The organism is Vibrio iocasae (assembly GCF_042245395.1).
In the GTDB taxonomy this organism is placed as follows: Bacteria; Pseudomonadota; Gammaproteobacteria; order Enterobacterales; family Vibrionaceae; genus Vibrio; species Vibrio iocasae.
In genome coordinates, this window is the sequence record NZ_CP145311.1 from 3,300,108 (window position 1) to 3,315,533 (window position 15,426).

General features: G+C 44.8%; 15 protein-coding genes. 3 read left to right on the plus strand and 12 right to left on the minus strand.

The annotated features are described in order from the left end of the window. Window position 1: 1 nt before the first annotated feature. On the minus strand, window positions 2-1,654 hold the full coding sequence (gene pgi / locus SNR28_RS24950) for a glucose-6-phosphate isomerase (RefSeq protein ID WP_375751616.1): 1,653 nt from the start codon (window positions 1,652-1,654) through the stop codon (window positions 2-4). A gap of 319 nt (window positions 1,655-1,973) precedes the next feature. Between pgi and SNR28_RS24955 the strand changes: the two genes are divergently transcribed. After that, window positions 1,974-2,393 (plus strand): secondary thiamine-phosphate synthase enzyme YjbQ, encoded by a 420-nt coding sequence (locus SNR28_RS24955; RefSeq protein ID WP_375751618.1) that lies wholly within the window; start codon window positions 1,974-1,976, stop codon window positions 2,391-2,393. 16 nt (window positions 2,394-2,409) lie between these two features. Here SNR28_RS24955 and SNR28_RS24960 read toward each other — a convergent pair whose 3' ends face one another. From SNR28_RS24960 to SNR28_RS24970, 3 genes are read right to left on the minus strand one after another with little or no spacing between them, the layout of a single operon-like run. Then, window positions 2,410-3,636, minus strand: a complete 1,227-nt coding sequence (locus SNR28_RS24960) for a BamA/TamA family outer membrane protein (RefSeq protein ID WP_375751619.1) — start codon at window positions 3,634-3,636, stop codon at window positions 2,410-2,412. Further along, on the minus strand, window positions 3,620-4,702 hold the full coding sequence (alr, locus tag SNR28_RS24965; RefSeq protein WP_375754172.1) for an alanine racemase: 1,083 nt from the start codon (window positions 4,700-4,702) through the stop codon (window positions 3,620-3,622). Before alr ends, SNR28_RS24960 begins: the two co-directional genes overlap by 17 nt. A 24-nt stretch (window positions 4,703-4,726) precedes the next feature. Then, window positions 4,727-6,121, minus strand: coding sequence for a replicative DNA helicase (locus SNR28_RS24970; protein ID WP_375751621.1), 1,395 nt, complete (start codon window positions 6,119-6,121; stop codon window positions 4,727-4,729). 225 nt (window positions 6,122-6,346) lie between these two features. Here SNR28_RS24970 and SNR28_RS24975 point away from each other — a divergent pair, with 225 nt between their 5' ends. After that, a complete protein-coding gene (locus SNR28_RS24975) occupies window positions 6,347-7,072 on the plus strand; it encodes a DUF481 domain-containing protein (protein ID WP_375754173.1) in 726 nt (241 codons plus the stop codon). A 76-nt stretch (window positions 7,073-7,148) separates the two neighbouring features. Here SNR28_RS24975 and rplI read toward each other — a convergent pair whose 3' ends face one another. From rplI to SNR28_RS25010, 7 genes are all read right to left on the minus strand, one after another. Beyond that, window positions 7,149-7,601 (minus strand): 50S ribosomal protein L9, encoded by a 453-nt coding sequence (gene rplI, locus SNR28_RS24980; RefSeq protein ID WP_375751623.1) that lies wholly within the window; start codon window positions 7,599-7,601, stop codon window positions 7,149-7,151. 32 nt (window positions 7,602-7,633) lie between these two features. Next, window positions 7,634-7,861, minus strand: a complete 228-nt coding sequence (gene rpsR / locus SNR28_RS24985; protein WP_000090471.1) for a 30S ribosomal protein S18 — start codon at window positions 7,859-7,861, stop codon at window positions 7,634-7,636. Between the two features lie 53 nt (window positions 7,862-7,914). Then, the gene (rpsF, locus tag SNR28_RS24990; RefSeq protein ID WP_252028429.1) at window positions 7,915-8,304 is read right to left on the minus strand and encodes a 30S ribosomal protein S6; all 390 of its coding nucleotides are present in this window, start codon (window positions 8,302-8,304) and stop codon (window positions 7,915-7,917) included. Between the two features lie 192 nt (window positions 8,305-8,496). Then, window positions 8,497-9,234 carry a 23S rRNA (guanosine(2251)-2'-O)-methyltransferase RlmB gene (gene rlmB, locus SNR28_RS24995; protein ID WP_375751627.1) on the minus strand — a complete coding sequence of 246 codons (738 nt, stop codon included), beginning with the start codon at window positions 9,232-9,234 and terminating at the stop codon, window positions 8,497-8,499. A 9-nt stretch (window positions 9,235-9,243) separates the two neighbouring features. Then, a complete protein-coding gene (rnr, locus tag SNR28_RS25000; RefSeq protein WP_375751628.1) occupies window positions 9,244-11,724 on the minus strand; it encodes a ribonuclease R in 2,481 nt (826 codons plus the stop codon). A 135-nt stretch (window positions 11,725-11,859) separates the two neighbouring features. Continuing rightward, window positions 11,860-12,492, minus strand: a complete 633-nt coding sequence (locus SNR28_RS25005; protein WP_375751629.1) for a tetratricopeptide repeat protein — start codon at window positions 12,490-12,492, stop codon at window positions 11,860-11,862. A gap of 189 nt (window positions 12,493-12,681) precedes the next feature. Continuing rightward, on the minus strand, window positions 12,682-13,998 hold the full coding sequence (locus SNR28_RS25010) for an adenylosuccinate synthase (RefSeq protein ID WP_375751630.1): 1,317 nt from the start codon (window positions 13,996-13,998) through the stop codon (window positions 12,682-12,684). 199 nt (window positions 13,999-14,197) lie between these two features. Here SNR28_RS25010 and SNR28_RS25015 point away from each other — a divergent pair, with 199 nt between their 5' ends. Next, a complete protein-coding gene (locus SNR28_RS25015) occupies window positions 14,198-14,383 on the plus strand; it encodes a DUF2065 domain-containing protein (RefSeq protein ID WP_375751632.1) in 186 nt (61 codons plus the stop codon). A 54-nt stretch (window positions 14,384-14,437) separates the two neighbouring features. On the opposite strand, the gene hflC is transcribed toward SNR28_RS25015, so the two are convergent. Beyond that, on the minus strand, window positions 14,438-15,424 hold the full coding sequence (gene hflC / locus SNR28_RS25020; RefSeq protein ID WP_375751633.1) for a protease modulator HflC: 987 nt from the start codon (window positions 15,422-15,424) through the stop codon (window positions 14,438-14,440). Window positions 15,425-15,426 lie beyond the last annotated feature (2 nt).

Consider the following 15,426-nt stretch of genomic DNA (forward strand, 5'->3'; position numbering starts at 1 on the left):
TTTAAGCTTTGAATGTCTTAAATGCGTTGATCAGACCATTAGTAGAACTATCGTGAGTATCTACAGGAGACTCATCCGCTAGTTCAGGAAGGATCTGGTTAGCTAACTGCTTACCAAGTTCAACACCCCACTGATCGAATGAGAAGATGTTCCAGATAACGCCCTGAACAAAGATCTTGTGCTCATACATTGCAATCAATGCACCAAGCGTTGCAGGCGTTACCTGCTTAACAAGAATCGAGTTAGTTGGACGGTTGCCTTCGAACACTTTAAACGGAACCAAATCTTTTACTTCTTCAGCAGATTTACCTGCTGCTGTAAATTCTGCTTCAACTTGCTCTTTTGTTTTACCAAACGCAAGCGCTTCAGTCTGAGCAAAGAAGTTAGACATTAGCTTCTGGTGATGATCGCCTACCTTGTTGTGGCTGATTGCAGGAGCAATAAAGTCACATGGGATCATCTTAGTACCCTGGTGAATTAGCTGGTAGAACGCATGCTGACCGTTAGTTCCAGGCTCACCCCAGATGATTGGGCCAGTTTGGTAGTCTACTGCGTTGCCTTCACGGTCGGTGTACTTACCGTTCGACTCCATGTTGCCCTGCTGGAAGTATGCCGCAAAGCGGTGCATGTACTGGTCATATGGAAGGATCGCTTCAGACTCAGCACCGTGGAAGTTGTTGTACCAGATACCAATAAGAGCAAGGATAACCGGAACGTTACTTTCAAACGGAGTTTCAGTGAAGTGCTTATCCATATCGTGAGCACCAGATAGAAGCTCGATATAGTTGTCGTAGCCAATGCTTAGTGCAATGGAAAGACCAATAGCAGACCATAGTGAGTAACGACCACCAACCCAGTTCCAGAACTCAAACATGTTCTCTGTGTCGATACCAAACTCAGAAACAGCTTCACCATTAGTAGAAAGTGCAGCGAAGTGCTTAGCAACATGCGCTTCATCAGAAGCTGCTTCAAGAAACCAATCACGAGCAGTGTGCGCGTTAGTCATAGTTTCCTGAGTAGTGAAAGTCTTAGAAGCAACAAGGAAAAGCGTTGTTTCTGGATCAACTTTCTTCAGTGTTTCCGCGATGTGGGTACCATCAACGTTCGACACAAAGTGCATGTTCAGGCGAGTTTTGTATGGTGCAAGTGCTTCTGTCACCATGTATGGGCCAAGGTCTGAGCCACCGATACCGATGTTAACTACATCAGTAATTTCTTTACCTGTGTAACCTTTCCACTCACCAGAAACAACACGGTCAGTGAATGATTTCATTTTCTCAAGTACAGCGTTCACTGCTGGCATTACATCTTCGCCATCAACAAGCACAGGTGTGTTGCTACGATTACGAAGTGCTGTGTGAAGAACAGCACGACCTTCAGTCTGGTTGATGCTTTCACCGCTGAACATTGCTTCGATCGCTGCCTTTAGCTCAGTTTCATCTGCTAGCGCGAAAAGCTTTTCCATTGTTTCCTGGTTGATAAGGTTCTTTGAGTAGTCGACAAGAATGTCTGAACCAAACTTTGCAGAAAACTTATCAAAGCGGTTTTCGTCCTGAGCAAACAGCGCTTTAAGTTCCATATCCTGAGCTGACTCAAAGTGAGCAGTCAGTTCTTTCCAAGCTTTGGTTTGAGTTGGATTGACGTTTTTCAACATGGTGTTCATCCCGATATGACAGTAGATTTAATTCAGTCCAATGCAGTAACGACTCCACATTGGCCGAAGACTTAAAATTAGTTGGTTGTACCCATCCGGTGGTAATACCCTTATTATAATTTTGGGCGTGCTGATGGATTATCAACACGCCCGAAGCAAGATTATCTCTTAACTCATATATATAGATTTTGAGTTATATCAGAGAACACTTGGTTAAAATACCCTCTGATATGACTTCTGCACACGGTGCGGGACAAAAATCCCTGACGACAATACCGTCTTACGTACCTTTTGCCAACAACTACTGCGAGTAATTATCATGTGGACACAAAAATCCATTACCTTAAAAAATAGAAGCCGTGGTTTTCATCTGATAACGGATGAAATTCAGAAACAACTCCCTGAAATAAGAGAATTGTCTGTTGGCCTGGTTCATATATTTATCCAGCATACCTCTGCCAGCCTGACTATCAATGAAAATGCAGATCCCACCGTGCGCTCTGATTTAGAAAGCCACTTTAATCAGTCAGCACCTGAGCGAGCCCCTTACTATCAGCATACTTATGAGGGGGATGATGACATGCCCGCTCATATCAAAGCCTCTACAATAGGTAACAGCGTTACAGTTCCTGTTAGTAACGGTAGATTAGCTTTAGGAACATGGCAAGGTATCTACTTAGGAGAGCATCGCGACTATGGTGGTTCAAGAAATATCGTCGTAACGATACAGGGTGAATAACCGTAGCTGACATTGGCTAAAAGGGTTGGTTGACCATTACCCTGAACATGCTTTCTTCTTGCCCCCAGGCCATTTCGGTTCTTACGACTATACCTTCAACCTGAAAACGGATAGCTCCACCTGCGCTCCACCGCATGTCTGTGTGCAGTGTTTTCAGGTTGTATTCATCGGCGACTCGGCCTACATCGAGAAAACCCACCCACTGCCACCAGGGAACATCATAGAAATTGAACACTGGCCATTCCCCTAATGGCTGCCAATCTGGCATTACACGATACTCGGTACTGTAATGAATAGCAGAACGTCCATGAAAACGACCTGAACCATAACTTCGAAGACGATACAAGCCACCTAACATCACTCGCTCATACTCGGGTGGCCTGTGGCACTCCTGACTGTTACAATCTCCCCAGTTTGGAGTATCTGCTGTATAAAAGCTAAATGCTAAAACCTGTTTATCAAAGACATCATCAAGTTTACCAATGTCCCAATAATGGCTATTCTCGAACTCTAGCTTAGTCCACCCACTATCAGCTTTATACTCAGGTGAGTACGTCATGTTCAACCTTGTTCTTGAACCCTTTGTGGGGTTACGAACATCATTACGGTTGTCCCAGTCAAGCTCAAATGAAACTCCCCACGATTCTTCTGGCTCATCGTAATTAATACTCAGATCCCGAGATGAATAAAATGGCTGTAGCTCAAAGGTCGTGACGCCACTTTCAAAAGGCGTTTTACCAGTAATGATTCTTGAGGATTGAAGTGCCGCATCAGCACCAGAGTTTTTGGCATTGCCAATCGGCAGGACATACCTGAAAGATAAACGATAGTTCGACTCTCTACCATCCGTTATGGTTGTTTGATTTGCACTAGATGCGTTGCCGCCTTGTTCACCCAGAAAATAGTCGAACTCTACAAACTTGGCGCTGTAGCCGTCAGCACCTAATAACCAGCTATCTCCCAACTGATAGTTCACTCCAGAAAAGTAACTCAGGTGACTACCTTTGTCAGAGTAAAGACCAATCCCCAGAATACCAGCCTGAGGTTGCCCTACACCTTTCACCAGACCTGCAGCACCTAAGGTAAACCCCATACTGTCAGAGGTGTAGAAAAACGGAACGAAGGCGGTCTCATGATCCCAAGATGGCCACCCGTCAGCAAAGCTATTGAAACTTAGAAAGGCAATTAAAGAGGAAATTAAATAGAAAAACTTATTACGAAGTTTCTCAGTCGGTTGGCACATACGCGAGTTCTACCCTGGATGTCAGTCTGGTGACTAGTTCGTAGCCGATAGTGCCAACGTGTTTCGCTACTTCTTCGACAGGTAGCTCATTGCCCCAAAAAATAGCCTCATCACCAACTTTATCCTGGGCCTCAGGTCCCAAGTCTACCGTTAACATGTCCATTGATACTCGACCAGCAACCGGAACTCTTCGCCCGTTAATCCAAACTGGGGTTCCATGTGGTGCTGTCCGTGGGTACCCATCACCATATCCAATGGCTATGACGGCAACTGTTGTGTCTCTTTCCGTAGTCCATGCAGCGCCATACCCAACAGACTCACCTCTTTTCACTCGTTTAACCGAAATGATCTTCGACTTCAGAGTCATAACAGGTTTAAAGCCAAGTTCTTTGGCATTAACCGAATCAAATGGAGAAATACCATACAGAATGATTCCTGGTCGGTTCCACTCCATATGGCTTTCAGACCACTTCAAAATCCCTGCAGATGCCGCAATGGAACGTTCACCTTCAAGCCCTTCTATAGTATTCAGGAAGCACTTTATCTGAGAACTGGTAAACGGACTATCTAACTCATCTGCACAAGCAAAGTGGCTTATGTAGTTGATGGGCTTTTGAATTTTGCTGCTGTTCGATATTCGTTCCAGATACAAAGGCAGTGACTCGGGATCAATGCCTAATCGGTGCATACCGGTATCTATTTTTAGCCAAACTTTCAGTGGACTCTGTAGGTCTGATTGTTCAATAGCATCCAGTTGCTCTAGGTTATAAACAACCGTTTCGAGGTTATATTTGCTCAGAACCGGAAGTTCACTGGCTGAGTAGAATCCTTCCAGTAATAAAATCGGCTTTTCAATGCCACTTTCACGCAGCTTTACTGCTTCTTCTACTCTGGCGACACCAAAAGCATCAGCCCCTTCAAAGTTGCGAGCAACCTGTGTTACTCCATGGCCATACGCATTTGCTTTTATAACGGCTAGTACACGACTTTTAGGTGCTTTTGACTTAATAAGAGCTAAGTTGTGCTGTAAAGCTTTCTGATCGATAAAAGCCGTAGCCGCTTTCAGTTGACTCATATTTCAGTAGCTCCCTTACTCATCATCGAAAGCAGGGCCTGCGTAGTTATCAAATCGAGAGAACTGCCCCTGGAATGTAAGACGAACAGAACCGATAGGGCCGTTACGCTGCTTACCTATAATGATTTCTGCAATGCCTTTCAGTGAACTATCCGGGTTATATACTTCATCGCGATAGATGAACATGATCAAGTCGGCATCCTGCTCAATAGAGCCCGATTCACGAAGGTCGGAGTTAACTGGTCGTTTATCCGCTCGTTGCTCCAGGGAACGGTTAAGCTGAGATAGCGCAACAACAGGGACATTCAGCTCTTTTGCCAATGCTTTAAGAGAACGAGAAATTTCCGCGATTTCCAATGTACGATTGTCTGAAAGAGCCGGTACACGCATTAGCTGAAGGTAGTCCACCATAATCATGCTCAAGCCGCCATGTTCACGGGCAATCCTTCTGGCACGAGAACGAAGTTCGGTAGGAGTCAGACCAGAACTATCATCAATAAACATGTTTTTCTTTTCCATGAGAATACCCATGGTGGCAGAAATACGCGCCCAATCTTCATCATCTAACTGACCAGTACGGATTTTTGTCTGATCAACGCGAGAAAGTGAAGCAAGCATACGCATCATGATCTGTTCTGAGGGCATCTCTAGTGAGAAGATCAATACAGGTTTATCCTGATCCATTGCCGCATTTTCACAGAGGTTCATCGCAAATGTGGTTTTACCCATCGATGGACGGGCTGCAACAATTACCAGGTCAGAGCCCTGAAGACCCGCAGTCTTCTTATTTAGGTCTGTGAACCCTGTATTTACCCCTGTAACACCATCCTGTGGTGTTTTATACAGGATTTCGATACGCTCAAGCGTCTTTTCCAGAATGCTATCTACATTCTGTGGACCTTCATTTTCGGTGGTACGCTCTTCTGCTATGGCGAACACCTTGCTCTCTGCCATATCGAGCAGGTCTTCAGAAGTACGCCCCTGTGGGTCGTAGCCAGCATCCGCTATCTCATTGGCAACACCAATGAGGTTTCTCACCAAAGCACGTTCTGCAACGATATCGGCATAAGCATTAATGTTCGCTGCGCTTGGAGTGTTCTTTACCAGGTCAGCTAAGTAAGCAAAGCCACCAACATCTTCAAGCTCTTCACGAAGCTCAAGGTGCTCAGATAAGGTAATAAGGTCGAGAGGCTTGCTCTCTTCGAGAATCGCTTTCACAGCTTCGAAAACAATACGGTGCGGTCGGCTATAAAAGTCTGTGCTCAACACTTTTTCAGCTACAGTGTCCCAGCGCTCATTGTCCAGAAGCAGGCCACCTATAACGGATTGTTCGGCTTCCAGAGAATGCGGGGGAACTTTAATAGCATCTACTTGTGCATCTGCATTGTTGATATTTCGGACTTCAGCCATGACGACTCTCATTGAATTTGTGCATAACCCGTTATTATACCCAAGTCGCCTCAATATGCATGTTCAAGAACAATTTATTACCTGCTCTACAAACAAAGCTTTGACGTGAATAGATCAACAATTAACATATCTTTGACGAATAAAAGTATTTCATACTTAATATACGACTATGTTTTTAATCACATAGAGGTTCTTGTGCCCATTAGATTGTTGTTGCTTGCCATTCTGATTAGTCCATTCACATACGCGGAAGATACAGCAACAGAAGATAAAGAGGCTAAATCACCACTCGCGACAGAAGTCGAGTTCGGATACCAATCTCACTCAGGTAACTCAGATACGCAATCATTGAATGCCCGAGGAGATGTTGAGTACGTGTCTGGCAGGCATCGATACTCTGGTGAGCTAAAGCTATATAAGCTAGATAAAGATGGGGTAGAAGACAAAAGACAAGCGACCTATCAGGCGCAGACCGACTACAAGTTAGGTTCAAATGTCTATCTTTACGGAAACTTTAGAGGCGTAGATTCGAAATATAGCGCCTACTTTAAAGATTACACTTTATCAGGTGGTCTTGGTTATCAAACCTCATTCTCCAGTGACTTTATTATGGAAGTTGAAGTGGGTCCTGGTTACCGATACCAGGAGCCAAACCTTGATGAGCTTGACGATGACGATATTATCTTTCCAAATGTTGTTAAAGAACCTATCGCCCGAGGAAGTGTGAATATTAACTGGCAGGTATTAGACTCACTCGCATTGTCCGGAGAACTAACCGTGACAGGGGGAAGCAGCAATACAAACCTGGATTCGAATATCAGTGCAATTAACAATATTACTGACGATATAGCATTAAAGGTGTCGCACTCCCGCCAATACCACGACAGAGTTCCTGAAGGATTGAGCAATACCGACTCAATATTCACCGTAAACTTGTTGTTCCTGTTCTAGCGTTCTCATCAAGAAGTTCAGGCATAAAAAAACACCAGCCGAAGCTGGTGTTTTTAAATCGTCTTTGATACTGAAATTACTCAGCAGCAACAACCTGTAGGTTGATAGTAGCAAATACTTCAGAGTGAAGCTGGATGCTAATTTCGAACTCACCAGTTGTACGTAGAGCACCTTCAGGAAGGCGAACTTCGCTCTTAACAACTTCAACGCCAGCAGCAGTAACTGCGTCAGCGATGTCACGAGTACCGATAGAACCAAATAGTTTGCCTTCGTCACCAGCTTTAGAAGCGATAACAACAGCTTCAAGAGCGTTAACTTTCTCAGCGCGAGCTTCAGCAGCAGATAGTTGCTCAGCAACTTTAGCTTCTAGTTCAGCACGACGAGCTTCGAACATTTCAACGTTAGCTTTAGTAGCCATTACTGCCTTATTCTGAGGGATAAGGAAGTTACGAGCGTAACCAGATTTAACGTTAACTGTATCGCCAAGACCACCTAGGTTACCGATTTTATCAAGTAGAATAACTTGCATTGTTTAATCCTCTTTCTTAATAAAACGACCGATTACTGATGCTTATCAGTGTACGGTAGTAGTGCTAGGTAACGAGCACGCTTGATAGCGCGAGCTAGTTGACGCTGGTACTTAGCGCTTGTACCAGTGATACGGCTAGGTACGATTTTACCAGCTTCAGTGATGTAGTTTTTAAGAGTTGCTACGTCTTTGTAGTCAATCTCTTGTACGCCTTCTGCAGTGAAACGGCAGAATTTACGACGACGGAAGAAACGAGCCATGGGCTATCTCCTGATCTTAAATTTAAGTAAATTACTAAAAGTCTGAGTGAAAATTACTCAGCTGCTGCTTCTGGCTTAGCTTCTGTACGCTCTTCGCGACGAGGAGCACGCTCTGCACGCTCTTCTTTTTGCTTAAGCATGATAGATTGCTCAGTGATAGCAGATTTAGTACGCATGATCATGTTACGTAGAACTGCATCGTTGAAACGGAAAGCAGTTTCTAGTTCATCGATTACAGCCTGGTCAGCTTCAACGTTCATTAGAACGTAGTGAGCTTTGTGAAGCTTGTTGATTGGGTAAGCCATTTGACGACGACCCCAGTCTTCTAGACGGTGGATAGTACCGCCAGCTTCAGTGATAGAACCAGTGTAACGCTCGATCATGCCAGCAACTTGCTCGCTTTGATCAGGGTGCACCATGAATACGATTTCGTAATGACGCATTGGTTGCTCCTTACGGATTATTAGCTTCCACGTTTGGCCCGGTCGTCCAGAGGAAGCAAGGAACTAATAAAAAGTGACCGAGAATTAAGGACGGCAAATTGTATAGAAATGAGGCAGCAGGTGCAAGGAGTATTTTGCACCTGCTTTTTTTGACACTCATCTGACGCTTAAAAGTCAGATGGCACTGTGTTTTTATAGGCTGCGTTGTCTTACCGCTTCAAACAGACAAATACCCGAAGCAACAGATACGTTCAGGCTAGAAACAGTTCCTGCCATTGGAATCTTGATTAGGTCATCACAGGTTTCACGTGTCAGACGGCGCATACCATCGCCTTCTGCACCCATTACGATTGCAAGAGGACCTGTCAGTTTCGCCTGATATATGTCGTGAGTAGCTTCACCAGCAGTCCCTACAAACCAGACGCCTTGTTCCTGCAATGCACGCATTGTACGGGCTAGATTGGTAACACGTACCAGAGGAACAGTTTCAGCAGCGCCACATGCTACTTTGCTTACAGTGGCCGTTAGTGGTGCAGACTTGTCTTTAGGAACAATCACAGCAGCTACGCCAGCGGCATCTGCATTACGTAAACACGCTCCCAAGTTATGTGGATCAGTGACACCATCAAGAACAAGGAATAGTGGTTGAACATGCTGAGCTACAATCGCGTCAAGGTCATGTTCATTAAGCTGTTTAGCTGGTTTTACCTTGGCAATAATTCCCTGGTGATTCGCTCCCTTAGCTTTGTCATCCAGAGCCTTACGTCCCATTTGCTGAATAGATACACCACACTGCTGAAGATCATTCAGGATTGGCATAAGGCGATCATCCTGACGACCTTTTAATACAAATGCTTCAATGAATCGTGCAGGATCTCTTTCCAACACTGCTTTAACGGCGTGAATGCCATAAATAAATTCGTTGCTCATGATTTCTCTTTATTTGCTCTTTCGCTTACCGCGAGCCTTATTTACTTTCGTACGCGACTTCTTCTTACGCGCTTTCTCGGCTTTTGTCTTCTTACGTGCAGGGTTGCTTCCTGATTCCTCGGTTGTACCATCCGGTCTTTTGGTTGGCTCAATCATGGCTTTGGCTTTCGCCTTTACACCACGCTTTCGAGACTTAACCGCTTCTTTTTTGCCAGCAGCCGCTTTTTTTTCAGCCTGAGCCGCACGCCTCTTAGCCGTTTTTCCTTTGCCGCGTAGCTTACGATTTGTTTCGATCAATTCAAAGTCAATTTGACGGTCATCTAGGTTAACTGAAAGTACTTTCACTTTAACCTGATCACCTAATCGATAGATATGACCAAAACTCTCACCTATAAGTCTTTGACCTATTGGATCAAATTGGTAGTAATCATTTGCTAGTGTAGAAATGTGTACCAGGCCATCAATATGCAGCTCAGTCAACCTTACGAAGAAACCAAATCCAGTTACATTGGCAATAACCCCGTCCAATTCTTCACCGACATGATCCTGCATGTACTCACACTTGAGCCAGTCAGACACTTCTCGCGTCGCATCATCCGCTCGTCGCTCAGTCATGGAACACTGCTCACCGTAGAAATCCATATCATCGAATGAATAGTGATATCCACCTGTTGGTGTCCAGCGATCTTTATGTGTACCGTGTTGCTTAGCTATCAGGTACTTAATTGCCCTATGCAGCAAAAGATCCGGATAACGACGAATTGGTGAAGTGAAGTGTGCATAGCGTTTCAATGCCAGACCAAAGTGACCTGCATTGTCCGCGTTGTAGACTGCCTGCTTCATAGAGCGCAACAACATGATTTGGATAAGTTCTTTATCTGGTCGTTCGCCTATCGCCTTCATAAGATCAGCGTAATCTGTTGGGGCTGGCTCTAATCCACCAGTCAAATTAAGTCCAAGCTCACCAAGAAAGTCTCTGAATCCTGATAAGCGTTCTTCGCCCGGAGATTCATGGATACGATACAACGCAGGCTCTTTCAGCTTTTCAACAAAAGAAGCGGAAGCGATGTTCGCCAAAATCATGCACTCTTCTATTAACTTGTGAGCATCGTTACGAATCAATGGCTCGATACGGTCGATCTTTCTCTCTGCATTGAAGATAAACTTGGTTTCAACGGTTTCAAACTCAATTGCACCGCGCTTATCACGAGAGCCTTTAAGTACCTTGTACATCCTATGTAGTTCTTCGAGATGCGGTGCCAGCGCTCCATATCGCTCACGAAGCTCTTCATCCCCATTCAAAATGGCATCCACTTTGTTGTAAGTCAGACGTGCATGAGAGTTCATTACCGCTTCATAATGCTTGTATCCAGAGAGCTTACCAGAGGCCGAAACCGTCATTTCACAAACCATGCAGAGGCGGTCGACTTGTGGGTTTAGCGAGCAGAGGCCATTAGAAAGAACTTCTGGTAGCATAGGTACAACCTGAGATGGGAAGTAAACAGAGTTACCACGATTAATCGCTTCTTTATCTAAGGCGGTGTCAGGGCGTACATAGTAGCTCACATCTGCAATAGCTACCCACAAGCGCCACCCTCCACTAGGCTTAGCTTCACAATACACAGCATCATCGAAATCACGAGCATCTTCACCATCAATGGTAACTAGCGGGAGATCTCGAAGGTCAACCCGGCCTGTTTTCGCCTCTTCTGGTACCTCTTCTTCGAGATCTTGAATCTGTTTTTCAACCTCTAATGGCCAGTCCTGTGGTATTTGGTGGGTTCGGATTGCTATTTGAGTCTCCATACCCGGGGCCATGTTTTCCCCCAGCACTTCAACAACTTTCCCCATCATTCCCCGTGTACGACTTGCTCTGTCTGTTATTTCGACCACAACAACATTACCCATACGGGCACCAATTCGGTGCTCTTCGGGAATCAGAATATCCTGACTAATGCGTGAGTCATCAGGAACCACGTAGCAAAAGCCTTGCTCCATAAAGAAACGACCAACTATCTGAGTTTTTCTCTCTTCCAGCACTCGAACAAGCCTGCCCTCTTTGCGGCCTCGTTTATCAGTGCCAGCAGGTTGAACAAGAACGTAATCGCCATGCAAGATGGTTCTCATCTGATGGTGAGGAAGTAACAGATCATTATCTTTGCCGACGGAACCTTCAGGTCTTACCCAGCCATGCCCATCTTTATGACCAATCACATAACCTTTGACCAGCTCAAGCTTATCGGGCAACGCGTAACACTGCCTGCGAGTAAATACTAACTGTCCATCTCTTTCCATTGCCCTTAAACGACGGCGCAGCCCCTCATACTGCTCTTCACCAGAAAGGCCAAGGACTTCAAACAGATCATTTCTGTTCATCGGTACGTTAGCCTCGGTTAAAAACTCAATGATAAATTCCCGGCTTGGAATTGGGTTTTCATAATTGCGAGATTCTCGATCAGCAAACTTGTCTTGTGTGATCTTTTCGGACATAGCTAAACCTGCTTGTGCAAGGAAGGATATGCTTTAAGTATATAGAACTAAATGATTAAGCTACAGAAATAAAACACCCCGCAGTTGCGGGGTATAACGAATAGTTTGCAGGTATGGGTATTAAACTCAGGCTTGTTACCAGAAAACTTCCCTGCGTTTCGCTCGGGCAATAATATTCTCTGGCATTCTTTGCTCCAAGCCATCACGGAGAACTTTAATCCTTCTATGCATGCGCTTATCCGCAGTCACTGAGTTGTATAGCCAACGGTAGGCGTCTTCATAATCTAACGGACTTCCATAATCTCTTAGCAGAAGCTCTGCCAGATGGACTCTCGCGTTAAGGTTGCCCATTTGAGCCGCTTCACGAAGGTAAGGTATTGCACGCTCTTTGTCTTGCTGAACTAATGTACCACGCGAGTAATAGCTACCGAGCTTTTCCAGAGCAGCTGGCAGGCCTTGGTGAGCCGCATTTTCGATATAGTAAAGCCCAAGCTCTACATCTTGCTCAACGCACACTCCCCAGGAGAGCATATCGCCATACAGGTATTCGTAAGCAGGCAGGTTAATACGCGTCGCACGAGCAACGATATCTTCCACAATCTGACATTTATCTGCTTTAACTCTTTCGAGGTGCTTATTCTTGTTGATTAGGGTTATCAACTCAGCTTCGGAGTATATCGGCACTGGTTCACCAACATCCTCAGCTGCGAATGAGAATGGTGACGCCAGCACGAATAACAACGAAGCTGCTATCGATTTCAGCTTCATACCTGCACTCTTTATTCATACCGTGCTTTGTTATCGACAGTCCCCGTCGGAACTTTAGTCAAATTTTCACTCTCAACAGCCCCTATTCTGCCAGAACAGCAGAGAAAGATCTTTGTTGAAATTGAGATCATCAGATAAAAAAATAGCCGGCCATAAGCCAGCTATCTTAACATTTTGATTCACACTCAATTATGAATTGAATGGGTGAACCTTAATAATCGTTTCGTTACGATCCGGGCCAGTTGAAATAATATCTACTGGTACACCTGTTAGCTCTTCAATGCGCTTGATATAGTCAAGGGCATTTTGAGGTAGATCGTCAATAGACTGAGCACCGAATGTGTTTTCTGACCAGCCAGGAAGTGTTTCATAGATTGGCGTCGCTTTTTCGAACTCGTCTGCTGCCATTGGAGATACTTCCATTACAGAACCATCTTCCATCTTGTAACCAGTACAGATTTTTAGCTCTTCTAGGCCATCAAGAACATCCAGCTTAGTCAGGCAGAAACCAGAGATTGAGTTAATCTGAACAGCACGGCGCATCGCAACTGCATCAAACCAACCAGTACGACGTAAACGACCCGTTGTCGCACCAAACTCATGACCAACTTCACCCAGGTGTTTACCTACAGGGTCTTGCTTATCAAGGCCATCGTATAGTTCCGTTGGGAAAGGACCAGAACCAACACGAGTACAGTAAGCTTTCGCAATACCAAGAATGTAACCAATGTGGCGAGGACCGAAACCAGAACCTGCCGCAACACCACCAGCGGTTGTGTTAGAAGAGGTTACGTACGGGTATGTACCGTGGTCGATATCAAGAAGAGTACCTTGAGCACCTTCGAACATGATTTTGTCACCGCGCTTGCGTGCTGAATCAAGTTCATCAGTTACATCAATAACCATTGAAGTCAGAAGATCTGCATAGCCCATTGCTTGCTCAAGAACTTCTTCGTAACTAACTGGTTCTGCTTTGTAGAAGTGCTGTAGCTGGAAGTTATGGAAGTCCATTACTTGTTTTAGCTTTGTAGCAAATGCTTCTTTGTCGAATAGATCACCAACACGAAGACCGCGACGAGCCACTTTATCTTCGTAACATGGACCAATACCACGACCAGTTGTACCAATCGCTTTTTTGCCAAGAGCAGCTTCACGCGCCTGATCCAGAGCAACATGGTATGGAAGAATTAGCGGACAGGCTTCAGAAATGAATAGACGCTCACGAACTGGAATTCCACGTTCTTCCAGAGGTTTCATCTCTTTGATTAGAGCATCCGGAGAAAGAACAACACCGTTACCGATAATACATTTCACATTATCGCGTAGGATACCGGATGGAATTAAGTGAAGAACGGTTTTTTCACCGTCAATGACTAGAGTATGACCTGCATTGTGTCCACCTTGATAGCGAACTGTGTACTTTGCATCTTCCGTTAAAAGGTCAACGATTTTCCCTTTACCTTCATCACCCCACTGGGTGCCAAGAACGACTACGTTATTTCCCATCTTTCCAAGTCTGATTGCTAGTTAAAAATGGATTCTAGCACCTTACTTTGATTCTTGCAGTCATTTTTTAAGCATAAAAATGTCATAATTGAGAAAAGATATGATACTGAATATTACCGTTAATCATATGAATAATAGGAAGTCTTAGCGTACTATTCGCAAGTACTTTGATAATGTTAATTTTTTTAGAAGGTTGGTGATGAATAGCTCTCTTTTAATCGCATTAGGTTTAGTTTTGGTAGTAGAAGGGATCGGACCACTCATTGCACCTAATGGCTGGAGAAAAATGGTCGCACAGCTCAGTCAGCAATCCAACAACGATTTAAGAAGAGTTGGTGGTTGCTTAGTGGTTGCCGGGGCTGTGATAGCTTATATGGCTTCCTAAGCTTGCATAAAAAAGGCTCCACACTGGGAGCCTCTTGTATATTGTCAGTACGACTTAGTTAGCTGTCGCTGAACCGTTCGACTGATTCATATACTTGAAGAAGTCGCTCTTCGGATCCAGAACCAGAATATCGCTCTTCTCACTGAATGAACGCTCATACGCCCTTAATGAACGCAGGAAGCTGAAGAACTCAGGATCTTTGTTGTAAGCATCTGAGTAGATTGCTGCAGCTTTCGCGTCTGCGTCACCTCGTGTTACACGAGCTGTTTTATCCGCTTCTGCAAGGACAGTTGCCACTTCAAGCTCTGCCTGAGCTCGGATAACTTCTGCTTTCTCTCTACCTTGTGAACGGTGCTTACGAGCTACAGTTTCACGCTCTGCACGCATACGCTTGTAGATAGACTCACTGATTTCATCTGGCAGGTTGATTTTCTTCATACGGAAGTCAACTACGCGAACACCAAGGTCATTCATAGCACTCTCACGAGTATCATTCAGTACCTCAGCCATAATCACGTCACGCTGGCCTTCAATTTCAAGCGCTTCAAGGCTTGCTTCAGGAATTACTTCACCGTTTTCAGGGTCAACCACAGGATCAATCTGGCCACTACGTGGACCGGATACAATCTGCTTGATTTCACGCGAACCAATTTCAGAACGAAGGACGTCAGTAACTTTACGCTCAAGTAGTGCCTGAGCAGTCAGAGTATCACCACCACCTGTTGCCAGATAGTACTGACCGAAGTCTTCGATACGCCACTTAACGTATGAATCGATGATAACGTCTTTTTTCTCAGACGTTACGAAACGGTCAGCACGACCATCCATTGTCTGGATAAGTGCGTTAAGCGTTTTAACTCGATCAAACAGCGGCATCTTGAAGTGAAGACCCGGCTCATAGATTCGAGAGACATCATTGTTATCTTTCAGTACTCGACCAAATCGAATAACAATACCGCGCTCACCCTCTGGAATCACAAACAGTGACATCAGCATTAGTGCAAGGGCAACGACAAGAACAGGGATCATTAACTTACGCATTC

What these genes read in the sequence shown, in the direction of transcription:
- pgi (WP_375751616.1), bottom strand. Translation starts at nt 1,654, where the DNA reads ATGTTGAAAAACGTCAATCCAACTCAAACCAAAGCTTGGAAAGAACTG.
- SNR28_RS24955 (WP_375751618.1), top strand. Translation starts at nt 1,974, where the DNA reads ATGTGGACACAAAAATCCATTACCTTAAAAAATAGAAGCCGTGGTTTT.
- SNR28_RS24960 (WP_375751619.1), bottom strand. Translation starts at nt 3,636, where the DNA reads ATGTGCCAACCGACTGAGAAACTTCGTAATAAGTTTTTCTATTTAATT.
- SNR28_RS24970 (WP_375751621.1), bottom strand. Translation starts at nt 6,121, where the DNA reads ATGGCTGAAGTCCGAAATATCAACAATGCAGATGCACAAGTAGATGCT.
- rplI (WP_375751623.1), bottom strand. Translation starts at nt 7,601, where the DNA reads ATGCAAGTTATTCTACTTGATAAAATCGGTAACCTAGGTGGTCTTGGC.
- rpsR (WP_000090471.1), bottom strand. Translation starts at nt 7,861, where the DNA reads ATGGCTCGTTTCTTCCGTCGTCGTAAATTCTGCCGTTTCACTGCAGAA.
- rpsF (WP_252028429.1), bottom strand. Translation starts at nt 8,304, where the DNA reads ATGCGTCATTACGAAATCGTATTCATGGTGCACCCTGATCAAAGCGAG.
- rlmB (WP_375751627.1), bottom strand. Translation starts at nt 9,234, where the DNA reads ATGAGCAACGAATTTATTTATGGCATTCACGCCGTTAAAGCAGTGTTG.
- rnr (WP_375751628.1), bottom strand. Translation starts at nt 11,724, where the DNA reads ATGTCCGAAAAGATCACACAAGACAAGTTTGCTGATCGAGAATCTCGC.
- SNR28_RS25005 (WP_375751629.1), bottom strand. Translation starts at nt 12,492, where the DNA reads ATGAAGCTGAAATCGATAGCAGCTTCGTTGTTATTCGTGCTGGCGTCA.
- SNR28_RS25010 (WP_375751630.1), bottom strand. Translation starts at nt 13,998, where the DNA reads ATGGGAAATAACGTAGTCGTTCTTGGCACCCAGTGGGGTGATGAAGGT.
- SNR28_RS25015 (WP_375751632.1), top strand. Translation starts at nt 14,198, where the DNA reads ATGAATAGCTCTCTTTTAATCGCATTAGGTTTAGTTTTGGTAGTAGAA.
- hflC (WP_375751633.1), bottom strand. Translation starts at nt 15,424, where the DNA reads ATGCGTAAGTTAATGATCCCTGTTCTTGTCGTTGCCCTTGCACTAATG.